This window comes from Polymorphospora sp. A560 (genome assembly GCF_045781765.1).
In the GTDB taxonomy this organism is placed as follows: domain Bacteria; phylum Actinomycetota; class Actinomycetes; order Mycobacteriales; family Micromonosporaceae; genus Polymorphospora; species Polymorphospora lycopeni.
Window position 1 is genome coordinate 7,742,907 of record NZ_CP122282.1, and the last position, 15,009, is coordinate 7,757,915.

At 70.4% G+C, this 15,009-nt stretch carries 12 protein-coding genes; 1 reads left to right on the plus strand and 11 read right to left on the minus strand.

All coding sequences use genetic code 11. The annotated features are described in order from the left end of the window. Positions 1-7: 7 nt before the first annotated feature. The 7 genes from QCD66_RS34940 to QCD66_RS34970 all read right to left on the minus strand — a co-directional run bounded on the left by QCD66_RS34940 (position 8) and on the right by QCD66_RS34970 (position 9,530). A complete protein-coding gene (locus QCD66_RS34940; RefSeq protein ID WP_375733194.1) occupies positions 8-505 on the minus strand; it encodes a hypothetical protein in 498 nt (165 codons plus the stop codon). After that, positions 496-3,075: an amino acid--tRNA ligase-related protein gene (locus QCD66_RS34945; RefSeq protein WP_375733193.1), complete on the minus strand. Its 2,580-nt coding sequence runs from the start codon at positions 3,073-3,075 to the stop codon at positions 496-498. Before QCD66_RS34945 ends, QCD66_RS34940 begins: the two co-directional genes overlap by 10 nt. Then, entirely contained in the window at positions 3,072-4,256 is a 1,185-nt protein-coding gene (locus QCD66_RS34950; protein WP_375733192.1) for a hypothetical protein, read from the minus strand. The genes QCD66_RS34945 and QCD66_RS34950 overlap by 4 nt, the downstream gene beginning before the upstream one ends. Positions 4,257-4,400: 144 nt before the next feature. After that, entirely contained in the window at positions 4,401-5,822 is a 1,422-nt protein-coding gene (locus QCD66_RS34955; protein ID WP_364216363.1) for an alkaline phosphatase family protein, read from the minus strand. Next, positions 5,807-6,907 carry a class I SAM-dependent methyltransferase gene (locus tag QCD66_RS34960; RefSeq protein ID WP_364216360.1) on the minus strand — a complete coding sequence of 367 codons (1,101 nt, stop codon included), beginning with the start codon at positions 6,905-6,907 and terminating at the stop codon, positions 5,807-5,809. Before QCD66_RS34960 ends, QCD66_RS34955 begins: the two co-directional genes overlap by 16 nt. Beyond that, complete coding sequence (locus QCD66_RS34965; protein ID WP_364216357.1) at positions 6,904-8,841, minus strand: alkaline phosphatase family protein; 1,938 nt, start codon at positions 8,839-8,841, stop codon at positions 6,904-6,906. The genes QCD66_RS34960 and QCD66_RS34965 overlap by 4 nt, the downstream gene beginning before the upstream one ends. Next, the gene (locus QCD66_RS34970; RefSeq protein WP_364216355.1) at positions 8,838-9,530 is read right to left on the minus strand and encodes a hypothetical protein; all 693 of its coding nucleotides are present in this window, start codon (positions 9,528-9,530) and stop codon (positions 8,838-8,840) included. Before QCD66_RS34970 ends, QCD66_RS34965 begins: the two co-directional genes overlap by 4 nt. A gap of 734 nt (positions 9,531-10,264) precedes the next feature. Between QCD66_RS34970 and QCD66_RS34975 the strand changes: the two genes are divergently transcribed. Beyond that, positions 10,265-10,510 (plus strand): hypothetical protein, encoded by a 246-nt coding sequence (locus QCD66_RS34975; protein ID WP_357513187.1) that lies wholly within the window; start codon positions 10,265-10,267, stop codon positions 10,508-10,510. A 63-nt stretch (positions 10,511-10,573) separates the two neighbouring features. On the opposite strand, the gene QCD66_RS34980 is transcribed toward QCD66_RS34975, so the two are convergent. From QCD66_RS34980 to QCD66_RS34995, 4 genes are read right to left on the minus strand one after another with little or no spacing between them, the layout of a single operon-like run. After that, complete coding sequence (locus QCD66_RS34980) at positions 10,574-11,644, minus strand: methyltransferase (RefSeq protein WP_375733191.1); 1,071 nt, start codon at positions 11,642-11,644, stop codon at positions 10,574-10,576. Next, on the minus strand, positions 11,641-12,756 hold the full coding sequence (locus QCD66_RS34985; protein ID WP_364216348.1) for an aminotransferase class V-fold PLP-dependent enzyme: 1,116 nt from the start codon (positions 12,754-12,756) through the stop codon (positions 11,641-11,643). Before QCD66_RS34985 ends, QCD66_RS34980 begins: the two co-directional genes overlap by 4 nt. Continuing rightward, positions 12,753-13,931: a tryptophan 2,3-dioxygenase family protein gene (locus QCD66_RS34990; RefSeq protein ID WP_375733190.1), complete on the minus strand. Its 1,179-nt coding sequence runs from the start codon at positions 13,929-13,931 to the stop codon at positions 12,753-12,755. The genes QCD66_RS34985 and QCD66_RS34990 overlap by 4 nt, the downstream gene beginning before the upstream one ends. Beyond that, complete coding sequence (locus QCD66_RS34995; protein ID WP_375733189.1) at positions 13,915-14,613, minus strand: tryptophan 2,3-dioxygenase family protein; 699 nt, start codon at positions 14,611-14,613, stop codon at positions 13,915-13,917. The genes QCD66_RS34990 and QCD66_RS34995 overlap by 17 nt, the downstream gene beginning before the upstream one ends. Positions 14,614-15,009 lie beyond the last annotated feature (396 nt).

Genomic DNA, 15,009 nt, shown 5'->3' on the forward strand with positions numbered 1-15,009 from the left:
GCCCCGGTCAGTCTCCATAGAGTTGGCGAAGACGCTCATTGAGCCGGCGCTCCTCGTCCTGGTCGGTGTCGAAGTGGGGTTCGGTGAAAAGGCTCTCCTCCTGCGGGTCGCCGAGCGCGGTGCGCAGGCTCGCCCGGAACCGTTCCAGGTCGCACGACGGCAGCGGCCCCATCGACGGCAGGTCGGGGCCGGCCGCCACCACCAGCGCCTCGGCCTCGGACAGCGGCAGTACGACGAAGACCGCCTCCTTGCCGCTGCGGGTCGCCAGGTCGTCGCGCAGGCCGGCCGGCAGCGGCCCGGCTGACCGGGTCAGCGAAACGTCCGGCCCGAGCGCGGCGCAGCAGTCGGTGACCGCCGCCGCGACCGTGGTCGTGGGTTCGACCACCAGCACCGCCGAGGTGCCCAGATCGATCAGTTCACCGAGTACGGGATGTGCGGCGCCGGCACGGAACACCTCACCCGCGTCGGGGGTGTCGAGCAGTTGGACGGTGACTGTCAACGACATCCCCCGCCGCAGCTTCCGCAGCCGCCGTCGCTGCCGCAGACCGAGTGCTCGGACTTGAGTTCGGCGAACCCCTCCCGGCCGAAGAGCAGACCGCCGCCGGCGCTGGCGTGGCCGAGGGCCACCATCAGCACCCGGTCGATACCGATCGCGCCGCCGGACATCGGCGGCATGCTGGCCTCGGCGCTGGTCATCAGCGCCTCGTTGGTGGCCACGTGCGACATTCCGGCGGCCACCCGGTGGCTGCGCCTGGTGTTGTACTGCGCCCGCAGTTCGGCGCCGTCGACCAGGTTCTCGTAGACGTTGGCCAGTTCCAGGCCGCCGGGCAGATACAGCTCGGCCCGCAGCGCGTAGCGCGGGTCGGCCTGGTCGAGCCGGGCCTGCACCGCGAGTTCGGCCGGGAAGTGGGTGATCCACAACGGTTGCCGGATCTTCGGCAGGACGTGTCCGTCGAAGGCCGCCTCCAGCCAGGCCCGGCGCCACCCGACGAGCTGCTCCGGCACCTCGATCTCGCAGCCGGCCGTACGGAGGGCCGCGGCGAGACCGTTGGCGGTGGCGCACTCCTCGGCCGACAGGTCCACGCCGAGGACGCTCTGGAACGCTTCGGCGTACCGCATCCGGTTGAACGGCCGGTCCGGGTGCAGGATCACCCCGGACCACGAGGTGATCGGCGGACCGAACGCGCGCAGACCCTCACGGACCAGTTCGTCGGCGACCTCGATGGACTCGTCGAGCGTCATCAGCCGCCGGTAGTACTCGACCGACTGGAACTCGACCAGGTGCCAGTCGCCGGGCTTGTCGGCGCGAACGTTCGTGGAGACCTCGAAGACGGCCGGCAGTCCGGCGGTCAGGTATCGCTTGAGGTATTCCTCCGGGTCGGTGCGCAGGTGGAAGCGGCGGCCGAGGACCGGCTCGGTCTGGGCCTGGCTGACGTGTCCCATGTCGCCGTTGACGGTGAGCATCGGCGTGCTCACCTCCAGGTAGCCGCGTTCGGTGAGCCGGTTGCGCAGCAGCGCGGTCAGGGCCGAGCGGTCGATCACGGAACGCAGCAGCTCCGGCTGCCGGACCATGGCGAACTCCGACACCACCCGGCTGATCGGCTGCCGCATCGACTCCTTGATCACCGTGGTGTCGGTGGCCCGCAGGGCGCCGAGCAGGCCGTCCCAGGTCCCCTCGACCCCCACCCAGGAGTACGCCGCGACCTCGACGCCGCTGGCCGAGACCGTGTCCGGCCCATCGGCGAGCTGGACCAGGCCGGGGCCGACGGGCAGCGCCCGGCCGACGACGCGGACGACCGTGCCGTGCTCGACCCGGCCGCCGAGAAGGTCGGCGACGGTGCTGGTGCTGGTGAATTCGTTGGCCGTCGCGGTCGCGGTCGGCCGCATCGGGTCGATCAGGTCCGCGAGCTGCGGCGGCACCACGCTCTGCGGGCCGATCAGGGTCGGGGTGCCGGCCTCGGCCAGCGACACCGGCTCGCTCTCGCACAGGCAGCTCTGCTCGTAGCGGCGCTGTACGAGGTAGTCGGTGCCGTGCAGCAGGTCCCACAGCGAACCGTCGTCGATGTGCCGGGCGCCGGTCGGCAACTGCGTCTCCAGGATCGCGATCCGGGGCGAGAGGTAGCCGCGCGAGGTGACCACCGCCTTGCAGGTGGCGACCGTGCAGCTGGTCGGGCTCAGCAGGGGCGTGGCCCGGGCGACCTGGGCCGGCGTCGGGTCGTACGTGGGGTTGCCGAGCGTCCGCCCGTTGTGCTGGATGATCTCCACGATGCGGGAGAGGTCGTGCCGCTCGGCGAACGGGACGATGGTGTCGACGACCTCGTCGGCGTTGCGGCCCTCGACGACGACCTCGATGCCGAGCCGCTGGCGCGGGTAGCGGTCGAGCAGCCGGGCCATGCCCAGCGGCACCCGTACGCCGTCGTAGTCGGTGAACCGGTATTTGTCGGCGTTGATCCCCATCATCCGGCCGACCAGCTCGGGTTCGGTGCTCCACATCTTGACGTAGAACGAGACCGGGTAGTCGGCGAGGCGTTCGATGGCCTCCTCCGGCTGGCAGCCCCAGTACTTCTCGCTGGTCGCCGAGTCGGAGAAGATCAGCCCGTTGGTGAAGACGATCGCCTCCAGGCCGGTGTCCTTGCAGGTCTCCAGGAACTGCCACCAGCCGCGGTCGATGGTCGGCTCGCCCTCACCCGGCACGTAGACGTAGCCGGCACCCAGCCCGGCGGCCTCCCGCAGCAACCGGTCGCGCTGCTCGACGGTGGTCTCGCCGCGCTTGCGGCGACGGTCGGTGAAACAGATGGGACAGTCGGCGTTGCAGGCGCCGGTCATCATCATGACCAGGAACGCGAGGCTTTCGCCGCGGGTCTTCTCCACCAGTTCGGTGAGTTCGTCGCGGGAGGCGGAGAGCAGGAAGTCCCGCGTCTCCTCCCAGTCCGAACGGCCCTCCAGGAACGCCATCGTCCACAGGTCGTAGCCGTTGAGATGGTCGGCGGCCAGGTTGGCCGCGGTGGCCTGGCGCCAACGCTCGTTGGGCACCTGCTGGACCGCGAAGCGCGCGTCCTCGCTGCTGCAACTCATTGGCTGCCTCCTGGTGACGATCCGTGAAGACCACTGCCCGCGAACGCGGGATTTACCGGCAGGGTTGCAACCTGCCAGCTCTGGACGAGATCGGCGAAGTACGCCTGTTTGCGGGTCGACACCCGGACGGCCAGCGCCTCGATGTCGGCCCGCAGCCGCTGGTCGAGGACGAACAGGACGCCCCAGCACGGCCGGAGCCGGGCTCCGCGCATCAGCTTGGCCTGGTGCGATCCGCCGCCGTACTCGATGCGCCGGAAGCCCCGGTCGATCGCGTACGAGATCAGTCGTGGGTAGGCCAGCGGCAGGTAGTCGGCGCGTGGGTCGCCGCTGCCGAAGAACTTCGCGTAGAGGGTGTCGGCCCGGCGGAGCACGACCGCGGCGCTGCGGGCGGGCCGGCCGGGTTCACGGACCGAGAGCACGGTCCGCGGCAGGGTGTATCCGTCGGCGAGTTCCTGGAACAGGGCGGCGGGTGCGGGGGCCACCGGGTCGAACCGGGTGGCGTACCCGCGCAGGAGTTCGGGGATGCCCCGCTGCGGCTCCGGCAGCCCGGCCGCCTCGGTGACCTCCCAGTCGAGCCGTCCGTCGGGGATGTTGCGGCCCCGGCGCAGCGACCGGCGGGACTGCCCGAGCCAGTGCCAGTAGCCGGCCAGGTCGGGCCAGGCGACGTCGAGTACGGCGTCGGCACCGGTCACGAGGCGCAGTCCGCCGGCCTCGGTCAGCGCCGTCAGCCAGGCGTCGTCGTCCTCGTCGAACAGGTAGTGCGAGGCGACGATCGAGGCACCGGCCGCCCTCGCGTGGTCGAGCATCCGGGCCACGAGTTCGGCCAGGTCGGCCGGGCTGGCGTGCCGCCCGCCGAGGGCGCCGCCACGGTAGCCGTACGGGCTCATGGTGAGCAGTACCGAGGCGTCGGCGGTGGCCCGGCGTACGGCGGCGGCCAACTCGCGGTCGTCGCGCAGGAAGGGTTCCTCACGACGGCCGGTGACCAGTTCCACGGGGTCGTGGAAGTAGTGCGGGCCCCGGTCGCGGTGCAGCGTCCAGACGGGTACGGCCGCCGGCCCGGCGGTGAGCAGCCGGGTACGGGGCAGCCAGCCGGCCGCCGTGTACCACTGCGGGGACTGGTAGGGCGGGCGGTCGTCCGCCAGCTCGGCCCAGCACCGTAGCTGCTGCACCGCCGTGGTCATGCACCCACCTCGCTCCGCTCGGCGGTTGCCTGACTATTCCTGGGCCGGCTGATTCCCTCGCTCCGCTCGCTCATGCACCCACCTCGCTCCGCTCGGCGGTTGCCTGACTGCTCCTGGGCCGGCTGATTCCCTCGCTCCGCTCGCTCATGCGTCCACCTCGCCGCGGTCGGCCACCAGCGCGAGCGGCTGGTGGGCGAGCATGCTCTCCCCCGGCAGGGTCGGGTCGGGTTCGAGTCCGAGCAGGTCGAGCATTGTCGGGGTCACGTCGAGGATGGAGGCGGTGCGCGGCGCGCCGGCTTGCAGGCCGGGGGCCGCGAGGGCGAACATCCCGTTCCGCGAGTGGTTGGCCTCGTCGACGCCGGTGTCGTTGGTCCGTACCCAGGTCTGTCCGAAGCCGACGCTGCCGATCGCCCGCCACTTCTCCTCGCCGAAGAAGGCCAGCAGGTCCGGCGGGATGCCGCGGACCCGGCGGTACAGCTCGGCGGGGGTGTGTACGGCGTTGCGCAGGATGCCGGCGGGACCGAGGTCGGTGACGCCGAACAGCTCGCGGAGCTGGTCGATCAGTTCGGGCACCTGCTCGCGGGGGACGATGCCGGCCGGCTCGCGGCCGGCGATGTTGAGGAAGATCCGGGCGTAGTAGCCGCCCTCGCCCCAGACCTTGGTGCGGGACCAGTCGACCATGCCGGCGGTCAGCGGGGTGGGTCCGTCCGGCTCGGTGTGCAGGGTGAGCAGCCCGGCCGCGCGAAGGATCTCGTTGACGCAGACGCCGCCGTGCATGGCGGTGGCGCCGTGGTCGGAGGCGACGAGCACGGCCGTCTCGGGTCCGGCGGCGTCGATCAGTTCGGCGACCCGCTCGTCGAGGAACCGGTAGTAGTCGCGGATCGCGTCGCGGTAGGGCGAGTCAGGTGGGTGGCCGGGGTGCTGGTCGTCGTGGTAGCGCCAGAAGCAGTGGTGCATCCGGTCGGGCGCGATCTCGTGGAGCATCGCGAAGTCCCAGTCGCGGGTGGTCACCAGGTGGCGCATGAGCGTGAAGCGGCGTTCGGTCATCAGCCGGGCGGTCCGCAGCACGTCGGGCAGGCCCGCCGAACGGAAGTCGGGGATGTCGAAGAGGTATTCGCCGACCACCTGCTCGATCTCGGTGGTGAGGCCGGCCGGGTGGGTGTAGGTGCCGCCGGCGATCGGCCCTTCGAAGCCGGACACCAGCACGCCGTCGATGGCCGGTGGCGGTGAGGTCTGCGGTACGCCGACGACGATGCTCGGCCGGCCGGCCGAGGTGAGCCGGTCCCACAGCCGGGGCAGGCGCACCGACGTCGAGTTGGCCATGACGAGGTCGTCGTAGCCGAAGCTGCGCCGGTTACGGAAGCCGTAGACGCCGAGTTCGCCGGGGTCGCGGCCGGTCAGCATGCTGGTCCAGGCCGGTACGGTGATCGGCGGCAGCGTGCTGCGCAGGACGCCGCCGATGCCGCGCCGGGCCAGGCCGGCGACCGTGGGCATGAGGGCGTCCATCGGCGCCTCGAGCACGTCGGGCACCAGACAGTCGAGCCCGATGATCATTGCTCTTGGCATGCATCACCCCCGAGGACCTTCACCTGGGCGGCCAGGTCGGTGAAGTCGGTCTGGATCGCGGGGCCGATGGCGCCGACAGGGCGTTCGGCGATGAGGTAGCTGTGGCTGCCGCGGTGCAGCTCCTTGAAGATCGAGAATCCGACCTCGGTGACGACGTCCTTGAGGGTGGCCCACGGCAGGACGTATGCCTTGTCCCGCAGCAGCGAGAAGTAGAAGTCGTGCATCGCCTCGTCGGCGAAGCCGCTGTAGCTGAAGCAGTGCCCGAGCACGAAGACGCCGCCGGGCCGTAGCGCCTGCCAGATCTCCCGCAGCCGGGCCGGCTGGTCCTGCATGAAGTGGAAGGCGCCGTTGAACAGCACGCCGTCGAACGAGCCGGGCACGACCGGCGGCAGGCCGGTGTTGAGGTCGCGTTCGATGAACGTGACGGACGCCTGCGGGTAGACGTTGGTCCGCGCGATGTCGAGGAAGTCCGCCGACTTGTCGACGCAGACGATGGTGGCGGGCTGCTCGGAGAACTCGGCCAGCCGCATCGCCCCGAAACCGGGGCCGCAGGCCAGGTCGAGGAAGCGGTGGCCGCGCGACGCGAGTTCGCGTACGGCGATCATCCGGCCGAACTCGTAGAGCGGGTTCTGCAGGTTGGTGCGCCAGGCGTGCTCGAAATCGCGGTTGAACGCGATGGCGGCGTCGGGCGAGCGCATGAACGACAGGTCGTCGCCGAGCATGCCCTTGTTGCCGTTACGGATCAGCTCGGCGTGGCCTTCGCCGTACCACGAGGTCAGGTTCTCGTAGCGGGGCTGGTAGCGCTCCGGCAGCGCGGTGGCCGGCTGCTTGACCGCGCGGTAGACGGTCTGGCCCTTGATCTGCCGTTCCTCGGCGGCGCCGGTGGCGACCAGGACCTTCAGCAGGTGCCGTACCTGTTCGGTGCGCTCGGCCCGGAAGGCCAGCCGGCGTACGACGTCGTCGACCGTCTGGAAATGGGTCAGCGCCGAGAGCAGGCCGGAGGTCTGGGACACCTCGCGGACGGCGTTGTCGAAGATGTGTGCGGACTCGATGGCTGCGGTGAACAGGCTCTCCTGGGACTTCATTCCGCGCTTTCCTTAATGGTCAGGCCGCAGGCGTCGAAGTCGAGCGGCCGGCCGTCGCAGCCCTGCGGCGACCGGACACCCATCAGCGCGGCGAATGTCGGAGCCAGATCCACCATCGACACCGGGTAGCGACCGACCGATCCACCCCGCAGCGCGGGGTTGCGGATCAGGGCCAGCGTCGCCGCCGACGCGGAGGTGGGGTGGAACGATCCGTGGCCGCTGGTCAGTTCGGCTCCCGGGATGGTCAGTTCGAACAGCGCCGGAGCGTCGTGCCGTAGCCGGGTCGCCGGTTCGTATCCCTTGTCCATCGCGAAGAAGAGATCCGGGGCGGTCTCGCCGTGCTGGCCGTAGGCCCGTAGCTCGGTCGGGCCGAGCACGGCGCTGACGACGGGCCGGCCGGTCCGCGGGTCGACGAGTGCCCGCAGGGCGGCGCCGATTTCCTGCCGCAGCGACTCGACGTCTTCCTCGGCGACGATGCCCCCGGACCACCGACTGGTCGTGTTGGCCAGGATCAGGCCCGGGAACAGGCCGTAGGCCCGGGTCCGGGACCAGTCGATGGAGTCGTCCGGTCCGGTGGCGAGAAAGCCCCGCTCACGCAGGAAGTCGTTGATGAAGAAGAGGCTGTGGACGGTGTCGTGGCCGTGGTCGCTGACCAGGGCCAGGGTGTCGTCGACGTCGACCAGTTCGGCGACCGTGCCCACCAGCCGGTCGAGGAGCCGGTAGGTGTCCCGCAGGAACGACAGGTAACGCTCCTGGTCGAGGTCGTGCCGCGGGTGGTCGGGGTCGAGGGCCGCACCCGCGATGTGGTGGGCGTATTCGACGACGTGCCAGTGCACGAAGGCGCCCCGCCACGGCTGCCGGCCGGCGAGTTGCCGCAGGGTTTCCTCGACCCACCGGGTGTGCTGGTCGTAGATCTCGAGCTGGGTGTCGAGATCGATGAGGCCGTTCATGAAGTCGAAGGTGCCGGTCCACTCCGCGACCGGTCCGACCTCGTGCAGCAACTCGTCGGCGAACCGGGCGGGACGGGTGAAGCCGGAGGTGCGGTGTCCCTCGCTGCGGTAGAGGCGCAGCACACGGCGCTCGACGTCGAGTTCGAGCAGCTTCAGCCGGTAGGCGTAGCCGCCCCGGCCGGACTCGTCGTGGATCCAGTCGGACCACTGGCCGACGGCGAGTTCGGTGATCCGGTCGCCGTGGTCCTTGGTGGTGCCGACCAGCAGCCGGGGTTGCCCGTCGACGGTGTGGGCCAGCGCGTGCAGCAGCCGGCGGCGGCGCTGGCCGGCCGGGGTCAGGGTGAGGACGGTCTCGAAGCCGGGGGTCGTGCCGCCGGGAAGCCCGGTCCAGTTGAGCGGGTCGCGGGCGACGACCGGGCTCCAGCCCGAGGCGGTGGCGCTGTCGACCCGCCAGTGGTCGTCGTAGCCGTGCGGCACCGAGCAGCAGCCCTGGGCCTGCGAGGTCGGTATCTCGAAGCCGCAGGCGTAGCAGGTGGAGGAGACCTCTTCGAAGGAGCAGGTGATGTCGGCGTATCCGCCGGCACCGTCGACCTGGATCAGGTGGTCCGCCTCGACCTTCGGAGGCCAACTGCCCGGATACTTCATCACGATCGCCGGCTCGCCCTCGGCGGCTAGCACCTCCCAGAGGTATTCACCGCGGGACAGGGTCCGGTCGAAACCGTTGCGGATGTGGTCGGGTGCCCGGCCGAGCGTGGGCAGCAGGATGTTGCTGACGCCGAGGGTGCCCGGATGCGCGCCGGAGGCGATCGTCTGCCAGCCCGGCGAGGTCAGGGCCGGCAGCGTGGGGATGACGTCGAGACTCGCCGCGTCGGCGAAGAGCTTCGCGCAGTTGGGCAGGATCCCCTCTTCGACGAAACGTCGGAGGGTCGCGGGTGGGAGCCCGTCGATACCGAGCAGGAACAGCTTGGACACGGTGCTCCTCACGTCGCGTGGGTACGGCGGAGTGCGGGGGCGTAGACGCCGCACAGCCAGGACATGCACTGCCGCAGGTCGAGGCCGGAGGTGTCGTGGTCGAAGGCGACCGCGGTGAACCCGATCCGGTCGACCAGGTCGTGTGCCGCGTTCGCCTCCTGGGGCGGGAAGACCTGGTAGGGGTCGCCGACGGCGATGTGCTGCATCGGCACCACCGCGCCCTCCGGCAGGACGGTGCCGACGTGCACGATCGCCCCGACGGCGATCAGGACGCCGTCGGCGATCCGGGCACCGTTGAACACGCTCGCGCGGGTGGCGACCATGCACTCGGCCCCGATCCGGGCTCCCGTCACGTGCGCGCCCGGACCGATGAGGGTGCGTCCGCCGATGTCGACCGGGTGTCGTCCGGCGCCCCGGATGACCGCGTTCTCCATCACGATGCATTCCTCGCCGAGGACGACCGGGGCGGATTCGGCCGTGACGACCGCGCCGTCGAGGACGACGGCGCCGTCGGCGACGCGTACGTCACCGGCGAGCACGGCGGTCGGCGCCACGAAGGCACCGGCGCTCACCTGTGGGCTACGACCCCGCAGCGACCGTCGGAAGACGCCGGTGGTGAGGTCGCCGTTGACCTCGGCGGGCTGCTCCGGGCGGTCCACGTGGCCGACCTGCCCGGCCAGTGAATCGCGCGGATTCGGCATGGACATATCCCCCCAGGAGAATCGGAGGACGGCGCTTTTCTGGAACGGGCCTCGCAATTGAGGGGACGTAAATAGCCAGGTGAAGTGAAGCCGCGGCAACCGGCCTCGGTTTTGGACTCTACCGCCCCACCCGCAGCACAGCAACGGTTAACCATTGATCACTGTTTTAGTGATCAAATCTTTCAGTCTTGTGACATAAGTGCTGGCCGGAGCCCTGCGTGGCCGACAGACACCCTCCGTCGCCCCGGCGGTCTGCCTCAAGTTTCAGCAGGCCAGAGCGGATCAAGTCACTTTTCGGACAGACCGTGAGAGCACGTTCAAGCCGGCACATCCGGACAACGCCACAGATTCTTTTCAGTGCCACCGACGGATCGACAGGCGAGATCGCGACAGTCCATTTCGGAAGCAGGTCGACACGCATCCGACACGCCATCTCGGCGGAAAGGTGAACGCGGTAAGGTGAGCGCGGTAAGGTGAGCGCAGCCCCGCTTTCCCCAGGGGCACCGCGTCAATGTGCGGTCAAAACTACGCCGATTCTCGATGCTGGAACCATCCGCCGTCAACCGTCGATCGGCGGGTATCCGAGAGTTAACCCGAAAGCAAACGATCAGTTCGGCGACCGGGCGGCGCCGACGATCACCCCGGGCATCGAGATCTGTCGAAGGAGTACGTCCCGGGCCGGATGGGTACCAAGGCCGGCATCCGAAAAGAGTGTCCTCGAAGGAGAGACGGCAATGGCCAACCTGACGAGCCCCGCCCGGTCCCGCACCTCCGCCGCCCGCATCTGCACGATCGTCGCGTTCGTGTTCGCCGGCCTCGCGCTCCTGCTGTCGCCGCTCCTGTTCGGCGTCCTGGGCCTGGTCCTCGGCGTCGTGGGCGCGGTCCTCGGCGACAAGCCGCTGGGCTGGTACGCGGCGGCCGCCAGCGTCGCGGCCGCCGTCATCGGCACCATCATCGGCACGTTGCTGCTCAACATGTGAGCCCCCGCCCGGTTCGGGCCCGTCCCGGTCGGCGACCGGACGGGCCCGAACGCGTACGGGCGGTTACGTCCGCCCCACCCCGGCCACGGGCGGCCCGCCCGCCGTCCGGTCGTCGGGCTTGTACGCGACGACCACCTCCCACGTACCCGGCAGCACGGCGATCCGGTCGAAGCCCGTCTCGGCCAGCAGCCCGGTGTAGAAGTCGACCTCCCGCAGCCGGCTGACGGAGCTGTCGGCCCCGATCTGGAAGTACGTCCAGAAGAACTGCATCGCCAGCCGGTCCGGCGTACGGAACTCCTCACAGATCAGCAGCAACCCGCCCGGCGGGAGGGCCGCGTACGCCTTCTCGACCAGCCGGCGGGACACCGGGGTCGCCCAGTCGTGCAGTACCCGTACGAAGGCCATCGCGTCGTAGCCGGTCGGTAGCGGCTCGGCGAGGAAGTCACCGGCCACGAACCCGAGCCGGTCGGGGTGGCCGCTCCGGCTCCGGGTCTGCTCGACCAGCGGGGCGACCGCCGGCAGGTTGTAGACGTCGACGGCCAGGTCCGGGGTGTGGTCGAGCAACCGCGCGGCGAGCGTACCGTCGCCGCCGCCGATGTCGAGCAGGCGGCGCCGGCCGGCCCACAGCCGCCCGGCATGCCGGTGGAACGTCTCGACGACCGGTCCGAGCCCGACCGCCATGCTCCGCTCGAACGCGGCCGTCTGCTCGGGCGTGGTCGGTGGGAAGGCGAAGTCGTCGGCGGGGATGCTCACCTCGCCGCGCAGGCTTTCGGTGAGCCGGCCGTGCAGCGTCCGCCACGGGTAACGGTCGCGGTCCCGTTCGATGGCGTTCGGCCCGACGACCGCCTCGGCGGCGGCCGCGAGCCCCTGGTCGGCGCGGTAGGTGGCCTGGGCGATGTCGTCGGTCGGCTCCTCCCGCTCCACGAAGCCGAGACTTTCCAGGCAGTCGAGGAACTTGTACAGCCGCAGCGGTCGCAGGTCGAAGCGGTCGGCGAGTTCGGCGAGGCTGACCGGCCCCTTCTCCAGCGCGTCGAGCAGCCCGATGTCCAGGGCCGTCGCCAGCACGTCCATGGCCTTGGTGCCGTTCGCGAGCAGGCTCATCAGCGCCCGGTGGGACAGCGGTGCCGTGCTCATCGACATTCGTCCTCCAGCGCGTCCATGAAGCGGTCGATCTCGTCGAGGGTGTTGTAGATGTGTGGACCGATCCGCAGGTAGCCGCGCCAGCTGCAGATCATGTCGCGGGCGGCGAGCCGCCGCTTGACCGCCTCGCCGTCGGCGACGTCGAGGCAGACGACGCCGCCGCGGTGTTGCGGCTCGACCGGGCTGACCACCGGGATGCCGGCCGCTTCGGCGCGGGCGACGATCCGGTCGGTGCAGGCCAGCGAGTGTCGCCGGATGGCGTCGATGCCGACCCCGCTGAGCAGGTCCAGGCCGACCTGCGAGATCAGCGAGGTGAGCGGGTACGGAGTGCCGCCGGCGAACCGCTGGGCGCCGGGGGCGAAGCCGGCCGACGGCTGGAACGTGAGTGCCCGGTCGCCGGCCTGCCATCCGGTCGCCGCCGGTCGCAGGGTGGGGGCCAGATCCGGCCGTACGTAGAGGAAGGCGGTGCCGACGCCGCACATCCACTTGTGCGAGCCGCCGAGGACGAAGTCGACGCCGAGCGCGGTGACGTCGAGCGGCATGATGCCGACACTCTGGAACGCGTCGACCACGACCAGTGCCCCGGCGTCGTGGGCGTGCTTGACCAGCCGGGCCAGGTCGACGGTCGCGCCGGAGGAGAAGCTGGCGTGCGGCACGCAGACCAGGAGCGTCCGCTCGTCGATCCGGTTCTCCAGCGCGTCCTGGTCGATCCGTGGGCCGCCGTCGCCGACCTCGTCGAGTTGGGCGCCGTAGCGGCCCGCGGCCCGCCAGATGAACGGGACGGTCGGAAACTCGCGGTCGGTCGTGACGATCCGGTTACGGGGCGCCCGGTAGTCGAAACAGGACGCGATCCGGGCCAGGAGGGTGCTCAGGTTGGCGTCGGTGACGACGCTGCCGGCGGGGGCGCCGATGAACGCCGCCAGCCCGTCGGCGTACCGGTCGAGGCCCTCGTGCCAGCCGCCCCAGACGTCGTCGCGCCACGTACGCAGGGTCTGCCAGTAGCCCGCCAGGACGGCTTCCGCGGCGCGCGGGACCGCTCCGGTCGAGTTGCTGTTGAGATATACGCAGGTTTCCAGGAGCGGGAACTCGGCGCGGATCTCGCTCATTCGGGCTCGCCTCCGGTTTCCTGGGTGAAGACCGGGATGGAACGGACGGCGGCCAGATACGGCGTGCCCTCGGTGTATCCGGTTCCGGTGCGGTTGCCGAGCATCCGGGTCGCGATCCGGTAGTGGGTCTGGCGCCACTGGAGCAGCGCCGCGGCGAAGTCGGCCATCCGCTCGTCGAGCAGTTGCCGGTCGGCGGCCGGCAGCCGGCCGGCCCGGTCCGCCGCCCGGTATGCCTGCTCGATCGACGGCTGTCCGGCCAGCACCCGGTCGCGGATGTCCGGCACCGACCGGAAGGCGGGGGATTCGAGGCGGGACTCATCCGGCGTACGGCAGAGCGCCTCGACGAGCTTGTAGGAGCGGGACTGGATGGCGCTGGCCCCCTCGGTGTAGAGCCGGAAGGTGCGGAACGAGTCCGGCTGCATGGTCGCGATCAGCGAGAACAGGGGGCCGGCCTGGTCGAGCAGGTCGCGGGCGTAGGCGAGATGGTCGGCCGCCGGCCGGGCGAGGCCGTCGTCGAGCGCCGCGACGGCCGACCGCAGTTCGGCGGCGAGCGAGGCGAACGTGCACTCGTACGCCTGGAGCACCCGGATGAACATGTACTCGTCGTGTACGACGTAGACCGGCAGCATGCTCAACCGCAGGTCACGTTCCTCGTCGGTGCTCTGGTCGGCGACCACCAGCGCGTGCAGCGCGGCGGCCGGCCGCGAGGCACCCAGCGGTGCCGGCAACCCCAGACGGGCCAGTACGGGCGACGCCGCCCGCAGCCCGAGCCGGTAGCGCTTGGTGACCAGGGCCGGTTCGGGGCGTTGCTCCGGCAACAGGTCGGTGTCGCCGGTCTCGGCGGCCAGTTCGAAGGCGAGCGCGTCCGCGATCAGTTGGAGGAGGAGCCGGTCGTTGGTGTCCCGGTCCGCCCGGGGCATCCGGAGCAGCGGCAACGCCAGGTAGGTCCGGTAGTCGTAGCAGCCGTCCCACTTGTCGAGGGCGATGTCGAGGAAGGCCCGCAGCGGGCCGGCCGGCCCGGCCGCCGCCCGGCACTGGTCGAGCAGGGCGAGCAGTTCCTTGTCGACGAAGTGCTTGCCGGTGCGCTGGAACTCGGCGACCACCTCGAGATAGGGGAAGGTTTCCGGGTCGGCCCCGCTGGACAGCCAGTTCGTCAGCTCACGCAAGGGAACCATCGCCCATGGCAACTTCCGCCCGCGCCTGCCAGATCTCGGGGAAGAACCGGTAGTCGATGAGCCGCGCCAGCATGTCGGACGGGCTGCCCTTGGTGCCGACGACGCCGTGGCTGCCGACCCGGATCGCGATCTTGTAGTGCCGGACCCGCCAGAGCGCCACCTGCTCGTCCCAGTCGATCATCGCCTCGCCGAGGCGGTAGAGCGGGTCGGCGGGGTTGCCGGCGTACAGCGTGGGCAGGTCGGTGCCGTGTGCCGTGAGCAGCCGGCGGAACGCGTGGCCGAGCTGGCGGCTCGCCGCCTGGGCCTGCCGCCAGCCCGGCGATTCGGCCCCGGACCCGTTGCCGAGTGCCGGTTGCAGTGCCTGGAAGACGAACGGACTCAGGTGCCGGAACATGTCGAGCTGGTCGGCGACGAGCCGCACCGCGAGGGTGGCCCTGGCCAGGTGCGATTCGGCCCGGGCGGGTTCGTCGGCGTCGACGCGGACGATCGCCTCGGTCAGCTCGGCGACCGCGAGCTTGAACCACAGCTCCGCCGACTGGTGCACCACCTGGAAGAGCAGCTCGTCGCGGTGGACTGTCTCCTCGGGGCGTCTCTGCAGGTCGAGTAACACGTCGGTACGCATGTAGCGCGCGTAGTCGGTATCGCCGTCCCCGGGCAGCACAGGTCGGGTGTCTCGCTTCACGGATTTGTCCTTCCATCGGCACCGGTGGGCCCCCACCCCCGTGGCCCAGACAGGATCATCGCGTTGCAGTTATCAAGAGACAACCCCCAATGCGAAAATCGGCCACAGACATTATCTGGAATCAATGGCTGTAACGCCCATGTCGCAGGTGAGAAATATCTCGAACGGCCACGTCGGGGCCGGTCAGTGGCCTGATGTCGACCGTCCGGCCAGCCCTCGGACGTCCAACCACTGAGACGTCATCCGAATGTCCGATAGAGAGCATCGGATTTTCGGCCCATTCGTTTCCGGAGCTTCCCCGGCAAGAATCCCGCCCCGATACCGGAACGCCGACCGGTCGTACGAGCGCGAGCCCACAGCCTGTTCAAGCCGTTCGAGGAGAAGCGGGTCACCGAC

Coding starts and splice junctions, on each gene's coding strand:
- QCD66_RS34990 (WP_375733190.1), bottom strand. CDS start 13,931: ATGGTTCCCTTGCGTGAGCTGACGAACTGGCTGTCCAGCGGGGCCGAC.
- QCD66_RS34940 (WP_375733194.1), bottom strand. CDS start 505: ATGTCGTTGACAGTCACCGTCCAACTGCTCGACACCCCCGACGCGGGT.
- QCD66_RS34975 (WP_357513187.1), top strand. CDS start 10,265: ATGGCCAACCTGACGAGCCCCGCCCGGTCCCGCACCTCCGCCGCCCGC.
- QCD66_RS34980 (WP_375733191.1), bottom strand. CDS start 11,644: ATGAGCACGGCACCGCTGTCCCACCGGGCGCTGATGAGCCTGCTCGCG.
- QCD66_RS34945 (WP_375733193.1), bottom strand. CDS start 3,075: ATGAGTTGCAGCAGCGAGGACGCGCGCTTCGCGGTCCAGCAGGTGCCC.
- QCD66_RS34955 (WP_364216363.1), bottom strand. CDS start 5,822: ATGCCAAGAGCAATGATCATCGGGCTCGACTGTCTGGTGCCCGACGTG.
- QCD66_RS34985 (WP_364216348.1), bottom strand. CDS start 12,756: ATGAGCGAGATCCGCGCCGAGTTCCCGCTCCTGGAAACCTGCGTATAT.
- QCD66_RS34960 (WP_364216360.1), bottom strand. CDS start 6,907: ATGAAGTCCCAGGAGAGCCTGTTCACCGCAGCCATCGAGTCCGCACAC.
- QCD66_RS34970 (WP_364216355.1), bottom strand. CDS start 9,530: ATGCCGAATCCGCGCGATTCACTGGCCGGGCAGGTCGGCCACGTGGAC.
- QCD66_RS34950 (WP_375733192.1), bottom strand. CDS start 4,256: ATGACCACGGCGGTGCAGCAGCTACGGTGCTGGGCCGAGCTGGCGGAC.